Source organism: Dolichospermum heterosporum TAC447, from assembly GCF_024584745.1.
GTDB lineage: Bacteria > Cyanobacteriota > Cyanobacteriia > Cyanobacteriales > Nostocaceae > Dolichospermum > Dolichospermum heterosporum.
The window spans coordinates 3,892,515-3,910,186 of record NZ_CP099464.1; the positions used below are offsets into that span (position 1 = coordinate 3,892,515).

Genomic DNA, 17,672 nt, shown 5'->3' on the forward strand with positions numbered 1-17,672 from the left:
TTTCTCGAATTAACATAAATCCACTGATTAATTTACCAACAACATCTCATAAATCCTGTAAATCCTTAAATCCTGTAAATCCTGATTCAGACAAATTAACGCCCAGATACCCGCCAGATTTTGATAGTATTGTCCCCACTACCACTAACTAAAGTCTTCCCGTCTGGACTAAAGACTACAGATTTAACCACTTGAGAATGACCAGATAAAGTGCGGATTAGTTCACCTGTGGCTAGATTCCAGATTTTGATAGTTGTGTCGTCACTAACACTGGCTAAAGTCCTCCCGTCTGGACTTATGGCTACAGAATTAACCGATTCAGAATGACCAGATAAAGTGCGGATTAGTTTACCTGTGACTAGATTCCATATTTTGATAGTTGTAGTTTTGTCTTTACTAGCACTAGCTAAAGTCCTCCCGTCTGGACTTATGGCTACAGACCAAACCGTGTAATAACCAGATAAAGTGCGGATTAGTTTACCTGTGGCTAGATTCCATATTTTGATAGTTCCGTCCCAACTACCACTAGCTAAAGTTCTCCCGTCTGGACTTATGGCTACAGAATTAACCGATTCAGAATGACCAGATAAAGTGCGGATTAGTTTACCTGTGACTAGATTCCAGATTTTGATATTTTTAGTTTTGTCCCAACTACCACTGGCTAAAGTCCTCCCGTCTGGATTTATGGCTACAGAACGAACCCGGTCAGAATGACCAGATAAGGTGCGGATTTGTTCACCTGTGGCTAGATTCCAAATTTTGATAGTATTGTCCCCACTACCACTAGCTAAAGTCCTCCCGTCTGGATTTATGGCTACAGAACTAACCCAGTCAGAATGACCAGATAAAGTGCGGATTAGTTCACCTGTGGCTAGATTCCAGATTTTGATGGTATCGTCCCCACTACCACTAGCTAAAGTTCTCCTGTCTGGACTTATGGCTACAGAATAAACCGAGCCAGAATGACCTGTCAGGGTTTGGGCAAGAGTAAAATCAGTAGGTGTATTATTGTTAATATTTGGTGAAGGTGTGGAAATTGCTGTAGGTTTTGGTTGAGGTGTAGGACGCGGTGGCGTAGGTGTAGGAGTTGGTTGAGGTGTGGTAGCAATATTCTGATACTTCTTATATTCATTAATGGGAATAGCCGCAAAAGATGTAGTACCCTTCTCAGAATTTGTAGATGCACGGCCATTAATTCCCACTAAAACCCCATCCTGATTGAGAACAGAACCGCCACTCATTCCTGGGGCGATATTATTACTATAAATTAAACCATATCCATCTTTATAAGTTCTCAGAACACTCGTAATTTTCCCATCAACAAAACGATAGCATGATTCTAAACATATTTCATCAGGTGCAGCCCACCCCGCAGCATAAACTCTTGATGTTTCTGTCAGTTGACTAGAATTTCCTAATTTTGCTTTATCATAATTTTTATTACTAGAAAACTGCACTATTGCTAAATCTAAATTTCCTAATTGTTTAATTGTAGTAGAATTAATTTGATAAGTATCACCATTAAATGTAGTAATAGTATATTCTCCAGGAATTTGGACAACGTGCCAATTTGTTAGCACCGTATATGTATTACCTTGTTTTTCAACAATTACTCCAGAACCATTGGATGTTCCCTCAAATTCTTTGATTTTACCATCAATCCGCACGGTAATTTGTTTAGCAATCTTATTAATAGCACTTTCTTCTAAAGCATTAGCTGATGGTGCTTGTACTACTATAATTACAGAACTCATTACAGCCGCAGTTAGTCTATCGGTAAATTTCATTGTTTGCAATTTGGGATTTTATTTATTAAACTGTCTGAATCAGGATTTTCAGGATTTGAGGATGAACAGGATTTAATTATCTACAGATTCATGATTTATAGTATAGTATTTGAGAATGAATAAAATTGAAAATTAGAACGGATATAACGGTTATTGGTTGAGTCAAATACAAGAACCCCACCCCCAACCCCCTCCCCGCAAGCGAGGAGGGGGCTTATGACTGTATCTCATTCAAGTGTATACCGCTTATCAAAATCAAAAATAATGCAGTAAATCCTGATTGAGACAAGAGATAGGAAAGAAATTAATGATTTTTTATATCATCCTGTAAATCCTCTAATCCTGGAAATCCTGATATGGCTTGCGCCACGCTACGCTATCAGACAATTAAAAATTCAACAGAAATCAAGAAATCAAAAAAAACATCAATCCTGTAAATCCTCTAATCCTGAAAATCCTGATATGGCTTGCGCCACGCTACGCTATCAGACAATTAAAAATTCAACAGAAATCAAGAAATCAAAAAAAACATCAATCCTGTAAATCCTCTAATCCTGAAAATCCTGATATGGCTTGCGCCACGCTACGCTATCAGACAATTAAAAATTCAACAGAAATCAAGAAATCAAAAAAAACATCAATCCTGTAAATCCTCTAATCCTGAAAATCCTGATATGGCTTGCGCCACGCTACGCTATCAGACAATTAAAAATTCAACAGAAATCAAGAAATCAAAAAAACATCAATCCTGCAAATCCTCTAATCCTGAAAATCCTGATATGGCTTGCGCCACGCTACGCTATCAGACAATTAAAAATTCAACAGAAATCAAGAAATCAAAAAAAACATCAATCCTGCAAATCCTCTAATCCTGAAAATCCTGATATGGCTTGCGCCACGCTACGCTATCAGACAATTAAAAATTCAACAGAAATCAAGAAATCAAAAAAAACATCAATCCTGCAAATCCTCTAATCCTGAAAATCCTGATATGGCTTGCGCCACGCTACGCTATCAGACAATTAAAAATTCAACAGAAATCAAGAAATCAAAAAAAACATCAATCCTGCAAATCCTCTAATCCTGAAAATCCTGATATGGCTTGCGCCACGCTACGCTATCAGACAATTAAAAATTCAACAGAAATCAAGAAATCAAAAAAAACATCAATCCTGCAAATCCTCTAATCCTGAAAATCCTGATATGGCTTGCGCCACGCTACGCTATCAGACAATTAAAAATTCAACAGAAATCAAGAAATCAAAAAAAACATCAATCCTGCAAATCCTCTAATCCTGAAAATCCTGATATGGCTTGCGCCACGCTACGCTATCAGACAATTAAAAATTCAACAGAAATCAAGAAATCACAAAAAACATCAATCCTGTAAATCCTAATTCTCACAATTTTATATTACAACTTTTAGCCGCCGCCGCTTCAACCTGCATTTGCAAAGCTGTATAATCAATATACCTCTCCGATTCTAATGGTGAAATAAACAACTGAGGTAGTTTTAATTGTACCAATTTAGGAGCAAGTCGCCCTACAGTTTCTATCGGGATAGCCCAACTAGAACGAATTATCATATCCTGTAAAGGTTTACAAGGTTGTGAACCATCAATATATAAATCAGGTGCTTCCCATAAAGGATTTTTGTGTAAGCCATTAATACCAACCAACTCACCTTGAATATTCAATAATGGACCCCCACTCATACCTTTATAAATATCATTGATATATCCGATTTGATAGCCTCCCTCTAAAGGTTTATCAAGTAATAGGGATAAATTACCATTAGTAAAAATCATCTCTTTATTTTCGCTGGTAAAGCCACTCGCAAAAACTTCATCTCCTACTGTTAATGCAGATGAATTTCCCACAGATGCAATTTCATAAACTTGATCAGAATTAAACTGTAATAAGCCTAAATCATCATCTCCAAATTTCACCAATTGGGAAACTTTAGCTTCATAAATTCTACCATCAGGAGTTTGAATTTGATAAGGAGGTTCAGCAGCGTTTAATACATGATCATTAGTAATTACAGTATAAATTTTCCCTTGTTTATTGATGAGTGTTCCTGTTCCCAAAAACCCTTTTGACAGAATTTTAACAGTGATTGATTTTGCTATTTGCTTTATTGGTTCAACTGAAACCCGATTAAAAGATAATGAGGGTAATAACATTGGTGCTTCTGCTGGGAGAGAAACAGCTATTCCTCCCAGACAGGTGAACAGTAGGAGTCCAGAATGGATTCCTGACAGTAGACATTTGCGAATCATTGAAAAGTTGGACTCAACTATTTGTTTATCACTGTCTTAATTTTCTTCTTCTAAAATTTCATTCAGGTTAATGTAAAAATCACCATCTTCATAGAACATAGTTTTACTACCACTCAAGGGTACAGGTCTTGCACCAGCAGCACCTCGACGGAAATATTTTATCTGTCTCAAAACTCTTCCAGAATCAGTACCAGGTTGAAGAGTAACAACTACATCTTCCTTGAGGCAGTTACCACGCACTCTATCAACTATACACAGCACGGGATATCCATTTATGTTTTTTCTAGATGTGAGATACGGTATCATTTTATTATCATCGTATCTCTGTAATCTATCGCTAACGATGCGACAGCGTTCTTGTTTAGATATTGTGCGAAAATAGTTACTTTGCCAAAGTAGCATTGGTTCACGTCCGCGATTTGTGCGAACATAGGTGATAGGGTCTTTAGTGCTGGTATCGCAGTCATATTTTTCCCCTGCATAGCTGGGTTGATGTACAGCTAAGGCGATCATGGGGGTGATGGTGAGTCCTGAAAGTATTTGCAAAATTGGTTTAAGTTTCATAACTGACGGTAAAAAATATAGTTTAAAATAAATATTACTAATTATACGCGATTTGATGATTTTGTCAATAAATATGCTGGTATTATATGGGAAGTCAAAATTAAGAAGCTATGGGGAAGGAAAATTTTGCAATTGTCAAAATATCAGGGTTTAGCATTGCTAAACCCCTACAAAATATCAATTATTCAACTGTTACCGACTTCGCCAAATTCCTTGGCTGATCCACATCCAAACCACGCCGCGCCGCAATGTGATAAGCTAACAACTGTAATGGAATCACCGTGAGAATTGGTGAAAGAATTTCTTCAACCTCCGAAACCGGAATTAAATCATTAAAGATTTCCGCCGCTTCTCCATCTTTTACAGAAGTTACACCAATTAAACGGGAATCTCTGGCTTTAGCTTCTTGGGCATTAGAAATTACCTTTTCATATACATTACCAGGAACAGCGATCGCCACCACCGGAACTTTCGCATCTAACAACGCAATTGGTCCATGTTTCATTTCTCCCGCTGGATAGCCTTCGGCATGAATATAGCTAATTTCCTTTAATTTTAAAGCCCCTTCTAACGCAATCGGAAAATTAATTCCTCTCCCAATAAAGATAAAATCTTTTGTTTCTGAAAAATCATGTACCAAATGTTCAATATAACGTTCTTGAGTTTCCAAAATCGCTTCAATTTCCCCTGGTAACTGCCGTAAACCCGTGAGAATTTCCTCAAATCTCGAATCACTAATCTCCTGACGACGATAAGCCAAATCTAACGCCAAAGCATAAAACGCCATCAATTGCGCTATAAAAGTTTTTGTCGCCGCTACACCAATTTCAATTCCCCCATGAGTATTGATAATATTCGCCACCATATTACCCAAACTACTTTCTGGGCGATTAGTAATCCCCAAAAGTCGCGCTTGATACTTAGATTCTTTCCCCTGTCGGCGTTCTTTTTCCATCGCCAAAGCCGCCAACGTATCAGCAGTTTCCCCAGATTGTGTCACCCCAATAGTCAGAGTATTAGCAGTTAACGGTGAAGGCGCATATCGAAACTCTGAAGCATATTGTACCTGAGTTGGAATTCCTGCCAACTGTTCTAATAAATATTTACCCACCAACGCCGCGTGCCAACTTGTACCACAGGCAACAATTTGAATTTGTTCTAAATCTGTGTAGAATTCCGCTGGTAAATCCAATTTCACCGGTGATTCCGCAGTAATTTGTCCATTCTCGAACCTTGAGAAATAAGCCTCTAAACAATCCCGCACCACCCCCGGTTGCTCATAGATTTCCTTGAGCATAAAATGTTTGAATCCCTGTTTTTCCACCATAATGGGATTCCAGTTCAGAGTCCGAGGATGCTTTTTCAAGCGATTTCCCGCAAAGTTATAGACTTCCACTCCTAAAGGAGTCAACCGAGCAATTTCGCCGTTCTCTAGGGACAACACAGCGCGGGTGTAAGGAACAATCGCCGGCGTATCGGAAGCACAGAAAAACTCACCCTGTCCAAACCCAATCACTAAAGGCGCTTGTTGACGAACTACAATCAACTCATCAGGGTAATCAGCAGAAATAGCCGCAACAGCATAAGCCCCCTCTAATTTACTTACAGCTTTTCGCACCGCGTCTAAAAACATCGAAGGGGAATTAGGATTTTCAGGAGTATGCTTTAAACACTCAGCAATCAAATGAGGAATTACCTCTGTATCTGTTTCTGAGCGAAATTCATGTCCTAGTGCCTTCAGGTGTTCCCGCAACTCTCGATAATTCTCAATAATCCCATTTTGCACCACAGCTATCCGCAACGCCGTATCTAAATGAGGATGGGCATTGTACTCTTCCGGTTTACCATGAGTTGCCCAGCGTGTGTGACCAATCCCTATTTGGGCGGGATTTTCGATTTGTTCCAGTTTAGAACGCAAATTGAGTAATTTACCCTTAGCCCGCACACAATGCACGTCACCTTCCAAAATAGTGGCAATTCCTGCCGAATCGTAACCTCTATATTCTAATTTCTCTAATCCAGCCAGTAAAATATCTGTCGCTGCCTGAGTGCCTATATATCCGACTATTCCACACATTGCTTAAACCACTCCGGTTTCAGGATGATTAAATTTTAAGTATAGTTGGTGGAATGAATAAGCCACTTTAGCAAATTGGTTATTGGTTATTGGTTATTGGTTATTGGTCATTGGTTATTAGGAATAGGAAACAGGAAACAAATAGATATGGTTCTTCGGTTATTTTTATGGAAAACCTGGTTCAAAATCATTGAAAGCCCTATTGTGTAGGCATTTCATTGAAAATATGGAAATAATTGTTTATAACCCTTATCCCGTAAGGGTTTTGTTATCACCAATCCTCAATCACCATAAAAGAGACCGCTATGCTCACCTTATCTTACCCGCCGCCGCCGCTTTAGACAATAGTCTTTTGTTGTTGATATAATTGCTTAAACAAAGCTTGCTGTTGTTTATGATCAACAATTGGCTGGGGATAATTTGTTCCATAAAAATCTAACGGGGGAATTTTCCCAGTTACCAAGTATTCTGGAGATACATAACGCAATTCAGGTATCCACTGACGAATATATTCTGCTTCGGCATCAAATTTTTGGGTTTGACTGGCAGGGTTAAAAATCCGTAATGGCTGAGGGTCCATACCACTAGAAGCGCTCCATTGCCAGCCTCCATTATTAGCAGATAAATCACCATCAATGAGTTTCTGCATAAAATATTTTTCTCCCCATTGGGGGTTAATAATTAGATCTTTAGTCAAAAAACTGGCAACAATCATTCTACATCTGTTGTGCATCCAGCCAGTTTCATTTAATTGACGCATGGCGGCATCTACTATAGGATAGCCTGTTTTTCCTTCACACCAAGCTTGAAAATACTTTTCGTTATTTTGCCAAGGGAAAGTTTTAAAAGTGTCTCTATATGCACCCTTAGCTAATTCTGGAAAATGGTACATAGCGTGTTGATAAAATTCCCGCCATGCTAATTCCTTTTGCCATGTTTGGATACTGGCATTTACTTCTTCACTGTTACTATTTTCTAGTGCTTCTATCGTAGTTTGCCAAATAGTTCTAATACCAATGACACCAAACTTCAAAGCGGCACTTAATTGAGATGTACCATCAATTGCGGGGAAATTCCGCTGTTCTTGGTATTCATTAATAGCAGATTTGGCAAAATTATCTAATTTTTCTTGCGCTGCTAATTCTCCGGGAGAAATTATTAATTGTGCATCCCAAATAAAACCTAAATCTGCGGCAGAAGGTAAATTAATATTTCCTGTGAGTTGAGAAATTTCTTGTTCTTCCGCTGTTAAATTTTCCAGATTTGCTAAAGTTTTAACTGGTTTAGCTTTAGATTTAGTAATCCAATTTTTCCAGAAAGGAGTATAAACAGTATAGGGAGTTTTTGCACCGCTAAAAATTTCTGTTGGTGAATGCAATAACTGATCCCAATTGTCGTTAAGAAATTCAATTCCTTGAGTTTTCAAAGCTTCAACTACTGCTAAATCTCGTGTTTGGGAATAGGGTTCAACATCCCAATTCCAAAATACGGCTTTTGCTTTTAATGCTGTTGCTAATTTGGGAATTGCAATCACAGGATCATTTTGCAAAATTAATAATTGACTACCTGCTTGCTGATATCTTTCTTGGAGAGATTGCAAACAGCCAATCATATATTCTACCCTAACGGGGGCAATATCATCACCTTGGAGAATTTGGGGATCTAGACAAAATACACCTACAATCTTCGCACTTTTTTCTCTAGCCGCAGCTAGTCCTGTATGATCAGAAATGCGTAAATCTCGACGATGCCAAAACAGAATTAAATCAGACATTGAGTATTAATATAGTTCTGATGTACTAAAATAGATTATACCAATTTTATATGAAACTGCTCAGAATAATTATCATCCGTATTCATCGGCGTTTATCCGCGTTTATCTGCGGTCAATTATTCTTAAAATCTTACTTCACGTAGCTTCATTTTAAATTATTATGACACCAAACTTGCACAACCCGACCTGTAACTTCCTGACCAAACCAAGGAGTATTATAGGCAAGTGTCTGGAGATTTGCCTTGTTTATATGCCAAGTTTGTAACGGATTAAATAAAGTTAATTCGGCTATTTCCCCGGCTTGAATGGCTTTAACTTCTTGTTGCAAACAAGCTGCTGGTTGATGACTCAAAACGCGCCATAATTCTGAAGCTGTAAATTCTCCAGTGGTGACGAGATTTTGCCAAAGTAGGGGTAATGCTAATTCTAAACCAATTGCCCCCGGTGGTGATTCCCCAAAGGCTTGAACTTTTTCTTCATAAGTATAAGGTGCGTGATCAATAGCGATCGCATCTATAATCCCAGTTCGCACAGCATCCCGTAAGCATAACATATCTTTGTGGTTTCCCAAGGGCGGATCTAAATGTAAAGATGTGTGATAGCTTCTAATAGCTGTTGTATCTAATAAAACGTGCATCCAGGTGGTACTAGCGGTAATGGGCAGACCTTGAGCTTTAGCTTTAGCAATTAATTCTACACTACGAGCAGTAGAAACACGCATAATATGAACTGGTGTACCAATATCCGCGACTAATTCTAATAATGCGGCAATTGCCGTTGTTTCCGCACTAACTGGAATGGGAGATAAGCCTATTCGCAAGGCTTCCGCACCGTCTCTGATTTTACCATTAGCTGCCAAATGGCGATCGCAAGGCCAAAAAGCCACAGGTTTACCAAAGGGTTGAAGATACTCCAAAACCCGTCTGACTATCCCCAAATTGTCCCAAGGTTTAGCATCAGTAAAACCCACAACCCCTGCTGCGGCTAAATCTGCTACCTCTGTTAATTGTTTACCTGCTAGATCTAAGGTAATTGCTCCCCAGATATGCAAATGGGGAGAAGCTTTTGCTCTATCTCTATGTTGCTGCAACTGTGCCACTAAAGCAGGTTTATCAATGGGTGGTGATGTATCTGGCAAAACACCCACTCTAGTAAAACCACCCGCTTTAGCAGCTTGTAAGAAAGAACTTAAAGTTTCCCGTTCTTCAAATCCAGGTTCGCCTGAATGACTATATAAATCAACTAATCCAGTGCCAAGAATTAAACCTTGACAATCACGAATAGAAGTATCGGCACTAAAATCTGTAATTTGCGGAGCGACAGCTTGGATATAACCATCAATAATTAATACATCTCCTACGGTATCAGTTTTCTGAACAGGATCAATTACTCTTACTTGTTTTAATAGTTCTTTAGTCATTGGTCATTAGTCATTAGTCATTGGTCATTGGAAAAATTCTTTCTCACTCCGTTCTATAAAACTTACCCAAAATTACCAAAATCTAGACACATCTGGACAGCGATAATTTTGGTGTTTACTTTCTGCTTCATCGTGGTCTTAGAATGACTTCTAAGAGGTTTTTCCACTCGACAGACAATCTCGGTAGAACTTACCGTTTCTGACCGTAGTTCCTAAAAGGAACCGCTACGCTACAGGGATAAAAATATCCGCAAACCATCGGTCAATGTTCCGCGCTGCATTTAAGTCCCTATCGGCTTTATAGCCACAATCAGGACAAACATAAACGCGGTTTTTTAATGGCATTTTATGACGATGATTCCCACAGTTAGAGCATATTTGAGAACTGGGGAAGAACCTATCCACAAGGATTAATTCACTCCCGAACTTCTCGGTTTTATACTCTAACTGTCGTTTGAACTCATACATCCCACAATCGGCGATAGCACCCGCTAATTTGTGGTTCTTCAAAAATGCCTTAACGTGCAAATCCTCTAGGTAGAGTCGAGGAGGGATATTATTCCCTGCCCCTCTCTGTTAAATCTGGGCGTGCAACTTTCACTGCACCCAGCTTCCGATGTTCTTAGCTTTCGCTTTTGCTGATATGAATATAATCGTGGCAGCTTTCATGAATTGCTAGAAGGTTTTTAGGTTTACCATTCTTATGGTTTCCATCTATATGATGTAAATGTACCTTCTCATCACTGAGCATTTTTAAACCACAATGACCACATTTATGGCTTTGCCGTTTGAGGGCTTTAGAGGTATGGTTGTCATAGAGCTTGCTGTTACGCTCGCTCCAATAACTCAAATCTCCGTCATAGGGTGATTTCTCACCTTTAACGTTGATGTATTTGTTTTCGGAGTAAGGAACTGATGGAAACGCTTTATCTAGTAATTCCTTGCTAGTGTAGCGATTCTGTTTGGTTTCCTTGTTGAATACCCTGTAAGCTCTGTGTTGAATGTGGAATAACGAGTTGCGTGACCCTTTCATCTTACAAAAGCGGTGGTAGTTCCTCCAACCTCTAACTACAGGGGCTAATTTCTCAGCCTTAGTGATAGCACCATAATTCGAGTTGTTGACGATGTGTTTTACTTTCTTGCGAAAAGCTTTGAAGTTATCCACTGATGGAACGCATTTAAACTTCCCGTTTTTCTGGACTTTAAAGTGCCAGCCGAGGAAATCAAACCCACCTGTCGCGGCGGTTAGCTTGGTCTTTTTCTCACTGACTTTCATTCCCCGCTCTGCTAAGAACTGACTGATTTTGTCAAGTATAACGGTAGCATCGTCTTGAGGTCTAAGTATTATCACCATGTCATCCGCATATCGGACTGATGGTTCTATTACGTTGTTTCCGGCATCTTTATATCTGTGGATACTTTCGATGCCGTTTAAGGCGATGTTAGCTAATAGTGGACTTACTACCCCGCCTTGAGGTGTTCCCTGTTCTGGGAATTGAGGGTTAACTCCGGCTTTGAGACAGCGGAATATTCCCTGTCTTATGCTATAAGGAGCGATGAGTCTATCCATGATGGCGGTGTGGTTTATCCTGTCGAAGCATTTTTCGATATCGAGTTCTATAACTCGTTTATCTATTCCTTTTCGTGTAGAGCATAGGTTGTTGTACAGGTATTTCTGTGCGTCATGCGCTGAACGACCCGTCCTAAACCCATAGCTCCTGGCGTGGAAAGTTGCAACGCGCAAGCTGGTTCTAATGCGTATTTGACAAGGCATTGGTAAGCTCTGTCTGCAATAGTGGGGATTTTCAGCATCCTCATAGTACCGTCCTTTTTGGGGATTGGTATTTCTCTTAGTTCCTGGTGTTTCCAGTTGCTAACAGATGCTTTTAGCAGTTCATTAAGCTCGAAGCGTTCCTTAAAGGTAAGGGACTTTTTGCCATCAATTCCTGCGGTCTTTTTCCCAGCGTTTAGCTGTGATACTTGACGAATAGCCAGTAATCTTGCTGCGGTTGATTTCAGAATCAGCTTCTGTAGTGACTGCGCTTTCCGCTTATCTCCAACTTGAACCGCTTTATACACGCGTCTTTGTAGGCGGAATAGGTTACGGCGGAATTTCTTCCAGGGCAACGTCTTCCAAGATTCACTAGAGTTTTCTCTGTGTCCAATCATGCTCTGCTCCAATTTGTGTATTCTGAACACCTCAGACCAATTACGGTCTGTCCTACCCGAATTGAAGGGATTCCGCTGCTCGTCCAGCCTACTTATGGGGTTCGACCGCCCCTAGACCTTCAATCCGTTTTTATTCGTTCCCTCGGTTGATTAATAGTTCCGTTAGGTGTAGCCATTTCAACCACTGGATTCCCTGGACTCTGACCGCTATTTAAAAAAGATGCGGCGGGATTTCGCTCCAGTGAAGTCAGGTTTTTGAGTTGTGTCCTGCTTGCGTGTAGGTTGCTTTTCTAGGCTCTGTTTCACCGTGGGAACTCCCCATTAACGCCAAGTGTCACCCCACAACGGATGTCTGATTGCGTCCTGTTCCTAGCTTCGACCTCCCGAAATCGAGTCGGGTCATCGTAGGCAGATAGGGAGTCATACCTGAGTCTGGTAGATGGGACTTTCACCCATATCAGACCGAGAGTTCAACCTTTCTCCTTAATTGGGTTAGGTTGGTTAGTTTATGTACGGACTGATTACCGTGATTCAACTAACAACGAATCGCACTCTTTATCACGCTGTGGTTTTTAGCTAGATAGTAGGTTAATTTGTGTATGGAATCCTGGCGAATATTAGAAACTTTGGCGTGTAATTTAGCCAATTTTCTTACAGCTTTCTGGCGATTATTAGACCCCTTCACCTTTCGGCTAACGCTACGCTGTAAGCGTTTCATGCGTTTACTCATGCGGCGGTAGGCTTTAGGATTCTCGAATACTTCACCATTACTGCAAACGGCTAACTCTTTGATTCCAATGTCAACGCCGATGGTCGGTCTATCTGCAAGTATAGGAGGTTTTTCAATCTCGTACTTGACAGAAATAAACCATCTATCAGCTTGTCGGGAAATTACACAGTTATGAGTTGCGGTAATTGGTAAAGGTATGGCTAATCGTACCCAACCGATTGACGGTAATTTAATTCTTTTACCATCGTTTTTAATTAACGGTTTCGCCTTAGTCCCTGACTCTAAATAAAAAGAATCGTGCTGTCCTTTTTTCTTGAATCGGGGTTGTTTCGATGTTTTGGAAAAACACCTATCCCATGCTTGGCGTAAGTCAGTTAACGCCTTTTGTGGGACATTTTTGTTAACTTCGTAATACCAAGCGTGTTCAGATTTAACCTCGGCGACTAACTTTTTATGCAAGTCAATCGCTGATGGTAATTTAAGTTTTTCGCCTTCTTTGCGAGTAGCTAAAATATCTATAACTTGAGCATTTGCCCAGTTATAGGCGTGTCTAGCTACTCCAGAAGCCTTGCGAAAAGCTGTAATCTGTCGGTTATTTGGAATTAGTGCAGTTTTGAATGATAAAAGCATTGATTCGACCTTTCAATGTTATATTGTAGTAAGTATACCAACGATTAAGGTTAATGTTAATGAGATTTGAGAAAAATAATAAACTTGGTGCTAAAAAAATCCTCAAAGCTGAGTTAGACGCTCAACCAATTTGTTTTAAAGGTCGGAAAGGGCAAAGGGAGAAAATTAAAACCGTCCCTGACTGGCCGCAACGGTTAAGGGATTTTGTTGATCAACTTATTGAAGACTTAGACAAACAGTAAGATAAGGATAGTTATGGGTAGAAATTATCTAGCTGTTTCTACCCCTACTCCCCCCCACTCCCCCTACCCCCCCACCCCCCCACTCCCTAAACCAGGAGTTAAAAAGAGGTAAATACAGATTTACAACCTATGCAGCAAATTCAAGCCGTGCGAATCAGTACCACAGGTGCTAAATAAATTAAATTTTTCCGCTAACTGTTGAACTTCCTCAGTTTCCACCACACTAGGTTTCCAAGGTTTGGGGTTATTGTAAGCGTAGAAAGTCTCAACACCATCAATACCATCACCCGCAGCCGCAGGAATGAGGTCAAAATGCGATCGCCTATATCGGGCTGGGTGAGCAAGTACCGCCAGTCCTCCCGCTTCATGAACAGCTTTAATAATGTTAACTGCTTGATAAGCCTTACCTGTACTAGGAATTTTTTGTAAATATGGCTGTATACTGGGATGTTCTAACTCAAAAGCATAAGCCAAAATGTGAACTTCATTATCCAACAGATTGGCGTTAATTTCTACACCACTCCACAGATATGGAGCATGAGCATCAGGATTACGCCATTTCCAATCTTCTAACCAAACCAGGGCTGCTTGGTAGCCACTAATACTATGATGATCAGTGATAGCTAACCCTTTTAAACCAATTGCGATCGCTTGACCCATCAAATCACCCGGTTTTAGTTTGCCATCGGAGTGAACCGTGTGCATATGAAAATTAAATAACTGGGGACAACTTTGTGCATCAATGCGTTGAAATACTTGCTTTAGTAGTTCCTTAGAAACAGTAGTCCGGGCAAAATTTATAACCATAACCCCTCTACACAAAAATTACATTCTTCTCAAAACACCAACACGCCACACTTGTAAACGAGATATAACCAATACCACTAACCAGTAAACACAGATACTTCCTCAACGGCACCAATTGATTTTTGCAATATGTTAAGACTACGTTAGCAAATATTAACGCTGATGGCGATGAGTATTTTTGATTACTTCCATCAAGAGAATATAAATTTTGCGTATAAGTAGGTGAACACAATAAAACCAAACTGTGTAAAGAAATGTAAAATCGCCCAAACCCTCTTCACTCTTGCCTCTTGCATGAGTGCCTTTTGCCTTGCCATAACGACAATTTTCAACACCAACCTACTTAGTTTCTATATGTTTACCGCCATTGTCACCACAAACTGATCAATTCACCTGCTCCATTGATCACTTCACCAATTACATTAGCAGAGATATCCTGAGATTGAAAATGAGTAATTACCTGTTCTGCTTGCTGAGGTGGAACTAATAACACAAAGCCAATACCCATATTGAATGTATTATACATAGCCTCAGCACCTACAGAACCAGCCGCAGCTAACCAATGGAATACAGGGGGAACAGTCCAACCATCAGGAATCATCTTAATTGATTGACCCTTGCTTAAACATCTTGGTAAATTTTCTGGTAAACCGCCGCCAGTAATGTGAGCCATGCCATGAACTTCTAAACCTGATTGCAACGCAGCTAAAACAGATTTTACATAAATGCGTGTAGGTGTAAGCAAAGTTTCCCCAATAGATGCACCATTGAATAAATCTGGGGTATCAGTCCAAGCAAAACCACCATCACTGACAATTTTCCTCACCAAACTCAAACCATTACTATGGACACCTGAACTAGCTAAACCGATAGCCACGTCACCCACCTGCACCTGAGAACCATCCAGCATTCGGCTTTTTTCCACAATTCCCACGCAAAAACCAGCCAAGTCGTATTCACCAACCTGGTAAAAACCGGGCATTTCCGCCGTTTCTCCCCCCAGCAAAGCCGAACCCGCCAATTTACAACCAGTAGCTATCCCCGCTACCACCTGAGTTAATTGTTCCTTATCTAACTTACCTGTAGCCACATAATCTAGAAAAAACAGCGGTTCTGCACCCGATGTCAACACATCATTAACGCACATCCCCACCAAATCTATGCCCACAGTATCATGACGGTTGAGAATTTGAGCTATTTTCAGCTTTGTCCCCACACCATCTGTTCCCGAAACCAAAACTGGTTCTTTGTAACCTGTAGGCAGTTGAAAGCAACCACTAAAGCCACCCAGTCCCCCCAAAACCTCTTTTCTAAAGGTGCTGTGAACCAAATTGCGAATTTGATCTACAAAAGCTCTACCTGCTTCCACATCAACGCCTGCATCCCGATAATCCATGCCTAACTACACCGTTATCAATTCATAACTTTAGGTTATTATTATCACATAATTTAGCTGCTAAAACCTCTTCTGATCAGGCAATAAGTAATTGGACAAAAATATTTACAGTCATTGCGAGGGAAGGGAAGCAATCGCCAGGGTTGTGATTGCTTCATTTCACTTCGTTCCATATGGCTAACGCCACGCTGCGCTAACGCAATGACATTGTGTAATTAATTCTGTCTTACTACTTACCTTTGCCACTTTTTGTAGCGACTGTCTTGATTGTCAAGCGATCGTTAAGGAAAAATTTAAAGTCTAGGAAAAAAGTCAGAAAATAGAGGAGAAAAACAGAACAGAACAAAACAGGTAAATTATAGATTGCCATAAATTACCAAACTAGATTGGAGGTATAAAAACGACAGTAGAACTTTATGCAGAAATTGGTTGTGAGTCTTGAGAAATAGACCAAGGAAGATGATCTCGAATCATCGCATTTAAAATAACTAACATTTTATGAACGCAAGCAGTAATGGCCAATTTTTTGGGTTTACCACGTTCAACCAAGCGCTCATAAAAAGTTTTGATAACAGGATTATGACGCATGGCAACAACAGCACCCATATAAAGAATGGCACGAACATGGGCGCGACCACCATTAATCATGCGCTTACCTTTGTGCTGACCACTATCATGATTAATTGGTGCAACACCAACTAAGCGAGAGATTTGTTTGGCAGTTAATTGACCTAATTCTGGTAAGTCAGAAACTAAAGTGGTAGAAATTACTTGACCAACGCCAGGAGTAGTTTTGAGTAGATTGACTTTATCAATCCATTGTTGATTATTTTGGGTCAACGTCTCAATTTCTTGATTGAGTTGTTGAAGATGTTGCTCAAGATAATCAATATGGGATTCAATATCTGTCAAAGCTTTACCACGAGCGCGGTCACGGCGATTCTTTTCCGCTGTAGACATTTCTACTAATTGTCTTCGGCGACTAATTAATTCGCCTAATTGACGTGACATTTCACTTTCGATTGCTAACACCTCCGGTTTCATTGCTTCACCGAAATGCGCCAAAATCTGTGCATCAATGGCATCGGTTTTGGCTAACTTACCTGTAGCTTTAGCAAAGTCTCTTCCCTGACGAGGATTGATTAATGCTACTGGTAAAAGAGCCGCTTGCAATTGAATGATTAATTCTGTTTCTAGTCCTCCTGTTGCTTCCAGTACGATTAGGTTTAAATCGTTAGATTGAAGTTGCTTAACTAGATTAGCTATTTCTGTTTCAGTATTAGCAAATTGAAATGCTTTACCCATTGGACGGATATAAACATCAAGTGTTGCTTTACTTACGTCAATGCCTACCCATTGGGAGATATAATCCATTTTTAACTCTCCAATTTCAATTACTTCTTTTTAATTTGTTTTGTTTTTATTCATCCCCTTGATTTCACTCATCCTTGCACGATACGGGCTATATTATCTATGTCTTTGTTCATAGTTTTTACCCCAGGCGACTGTTCGAGTTCTGTCATGGAGATTGTTGTGGTGATCCTTGCTACAAAGCGGTCTTTTCTGACCCAGGTTGGGACGGTCTACCACTTCTTCTAACATACCTCTAAGATACAAGGTTGGGTTAAGCGACAGCGCAACCCAACAAATGCGTTGGGTTATGGCTAATGCCTCCCGTCAGGGATACGTACCATTGCTCCGCAACGCTGACGCGAACAACCCAACCTTGTATCTTAGAGGTATGTTAGAAGAAGTGGTAGACCGTCCCAACCTGGGTCAGAAAAGACCGCTTTG

Annotated in this window: 12 protein-coding genes and 1 pseudogene; 1 reads left to right on the top strand and 12 read right to left on the bottom strand. The window is 40.1% G+C overall.

What is annotated here, in order from left to right; translation table 11 throughout:
* Positions 1–95 precede the first annotated feature (95 nt).
* The 9 genes and pseudogenes from NG743_RS17360 to NG743_RS17400 form a co-directional block, all read right to left on the bottom strand.
* The gene (locus NG743_RS17360; RefSeq protein WP_257120553.1) at positions 96–1,787 is read right to left on the bottom strand and encodes a trypsin-like peptidase domain-containing protein; all 1,692 of its coding nucleotides are present in this window, start codon (positions 1,785–1,787) and stop codon (positions 96–98) included.
* A gap of 1,400 nt (positions 1,788–3,187) precedes the next feature.
* A complete protein-coding gene (locus NG743_RS17365) occupies positions 3,188–4,069 on the bottom strand; it encodes a S1 family peptidase (protein WP_257120554.1) in 882 nt (293 codons plus the stop codon).
* A gap of 36 nt (positions 4,070–4,105) precedes the next feature.
* Positions 4,106–4,633, bottom strand: a complete 528-nt coding sequence (locus NG743_RS17370; protein WP_257120555.1) for a COP23 domain-containing protein — start codon at positions 4,631–4,633, stop codon at positions 4,106–4,108.
* Between the two features lie 181 nt (positions 4,634–4,814).
* Positions 4,815–6,710: a glutamine--fructose-6-phosphate transaminase (isomerizing) gene (gene glmS, locus NG743_RS17375; protein ID WP_027402529.1), complete on the bottom strand. Its 1,896-nt coding sequence runs from the start codon at positions 6,708–6,710 to the stop codon at positions 4,815–4,817.
* Positions 6,711–7,047: 337 nt separating this feature from the next.
* On the bottom strand, positions 7,048–8,484 hold the full coding sequence (locus NG743_RS17380) for an FAD-binding domain-containing protein (RefSeq protein WP_027402528.1): 1,437 nt from the start codon (positions 8,482–8,484) through the stop codon (positions 7,048–7,050).
* A 145-nt stretch (positions 8,485–8,629) separates the two neighbouring features.
* Positions 8,630–9,904 carry a dihydroorotase gene (locus tag NG743_RS17385; protein WP_027402527.1) on the bottom strand — a complete coding sequence of 425 codons (1,275 nt, stop codon included), beginning with the start codon at positions 9,902–9,904 and terminating at the stop codon, positions 8,630–8,632.
* 225 nt (positions 9,905–10,129) lie between these two features.
* Complete coding sequence (locus NG743_RS17390; protein ID WP_233455509.1) at positions 10,130–10,414, bottom strand: RNA-guided endonuclease InsQ/TnpB family protein; 285 nt, start codon at positions 10,412–10,414, stop codon at positions 10,130–10,132.
* A 112-nt stretch (positions 10,415–10,526) separates the two neighbouring features.
* A pseudogene (locus NG743_RS17395) lies at positions 10,527–12,073 on the bottom strand (group II intron reverse transcriptase/maturase).
* Between the two features lie 535 nt (positions 12,074–12,608).
* On the bottom strand, positions 12,609–13,433 hold the full coding sequence (locus tag NG743_RS17400; RefSeq protein WP_257120556.1) for an RNA-guided endonuclease InsQ/TnpB family protein: 825 nt from the start codon (positions 13,431–13,433) through the stop codon (positions 12,609–12,611).
* Positions 13,434–13,486: 53 nt separating this feature from the next.
* Here NG743_RS17400 and NG743_RS17405 point away from each other — a divergent pair, with 53 nt between their 5' ends.
* Positions 13,487–13,675: a hypothetical protein gene (locus tag NG743_RS17405; RefSeq protein WP_306459798.1), complete on the top strand. Its 189-nt coding sequence runs from the start codon at positions 13,487–13,489 to the stop codon at positions 13,673–13,675.
* Positions 13,676–13,795: 120 nt separating this feature from the next.
* Here the strand turns inward: NG743_RS17405 and NG743_RS17410 are convergent, their stop codons facing one another.
* The 3 genes from NG743_RS17410 to NG743_RS17420 all read right to left on the bottom strand — a co-directional run bounded on the left by NG743_RS17410 (position 13,796) and on the right by NG743_RS17420 (position 17,252).
* Positions 13,796–14,482, bottom strand: a complete 687-nt coding sequence (locus tag NG743_RS17410; protein ID WP_027402526.1) for a PHP domain-containing protein — start codon at positions 14,480–14,482, stop codon at positions 13,796–13,798.
* A gap of 370 nt (positions 14,483–14,852) precedes the next feature.
* Complete coding sequence (gene purM, locus NG743_RS17415) at positions 14,853–15,878, bottom strand: phosphoribosylformylglycinamidine cyclo-ligase (RefSeq protein ID WP_027402525.1); 1,026 nt, start codon at positions 15,876–15,878, stop codon at positions 14,853–14,855.
* Between the two features lie 414 nt (positions 15,879–16,292).
* A complete protein-coding gene (locus NG743_RS17420) occupies positions 16,293–17,252 on the bottom strand; it encodes an IS110 family RNA-guided transposase (protein WP_193965010.1) in 960 nt (319 codons plus the stop codon).
* Positions 17,253–17,672: the final 420 nt, after the last annotated feature.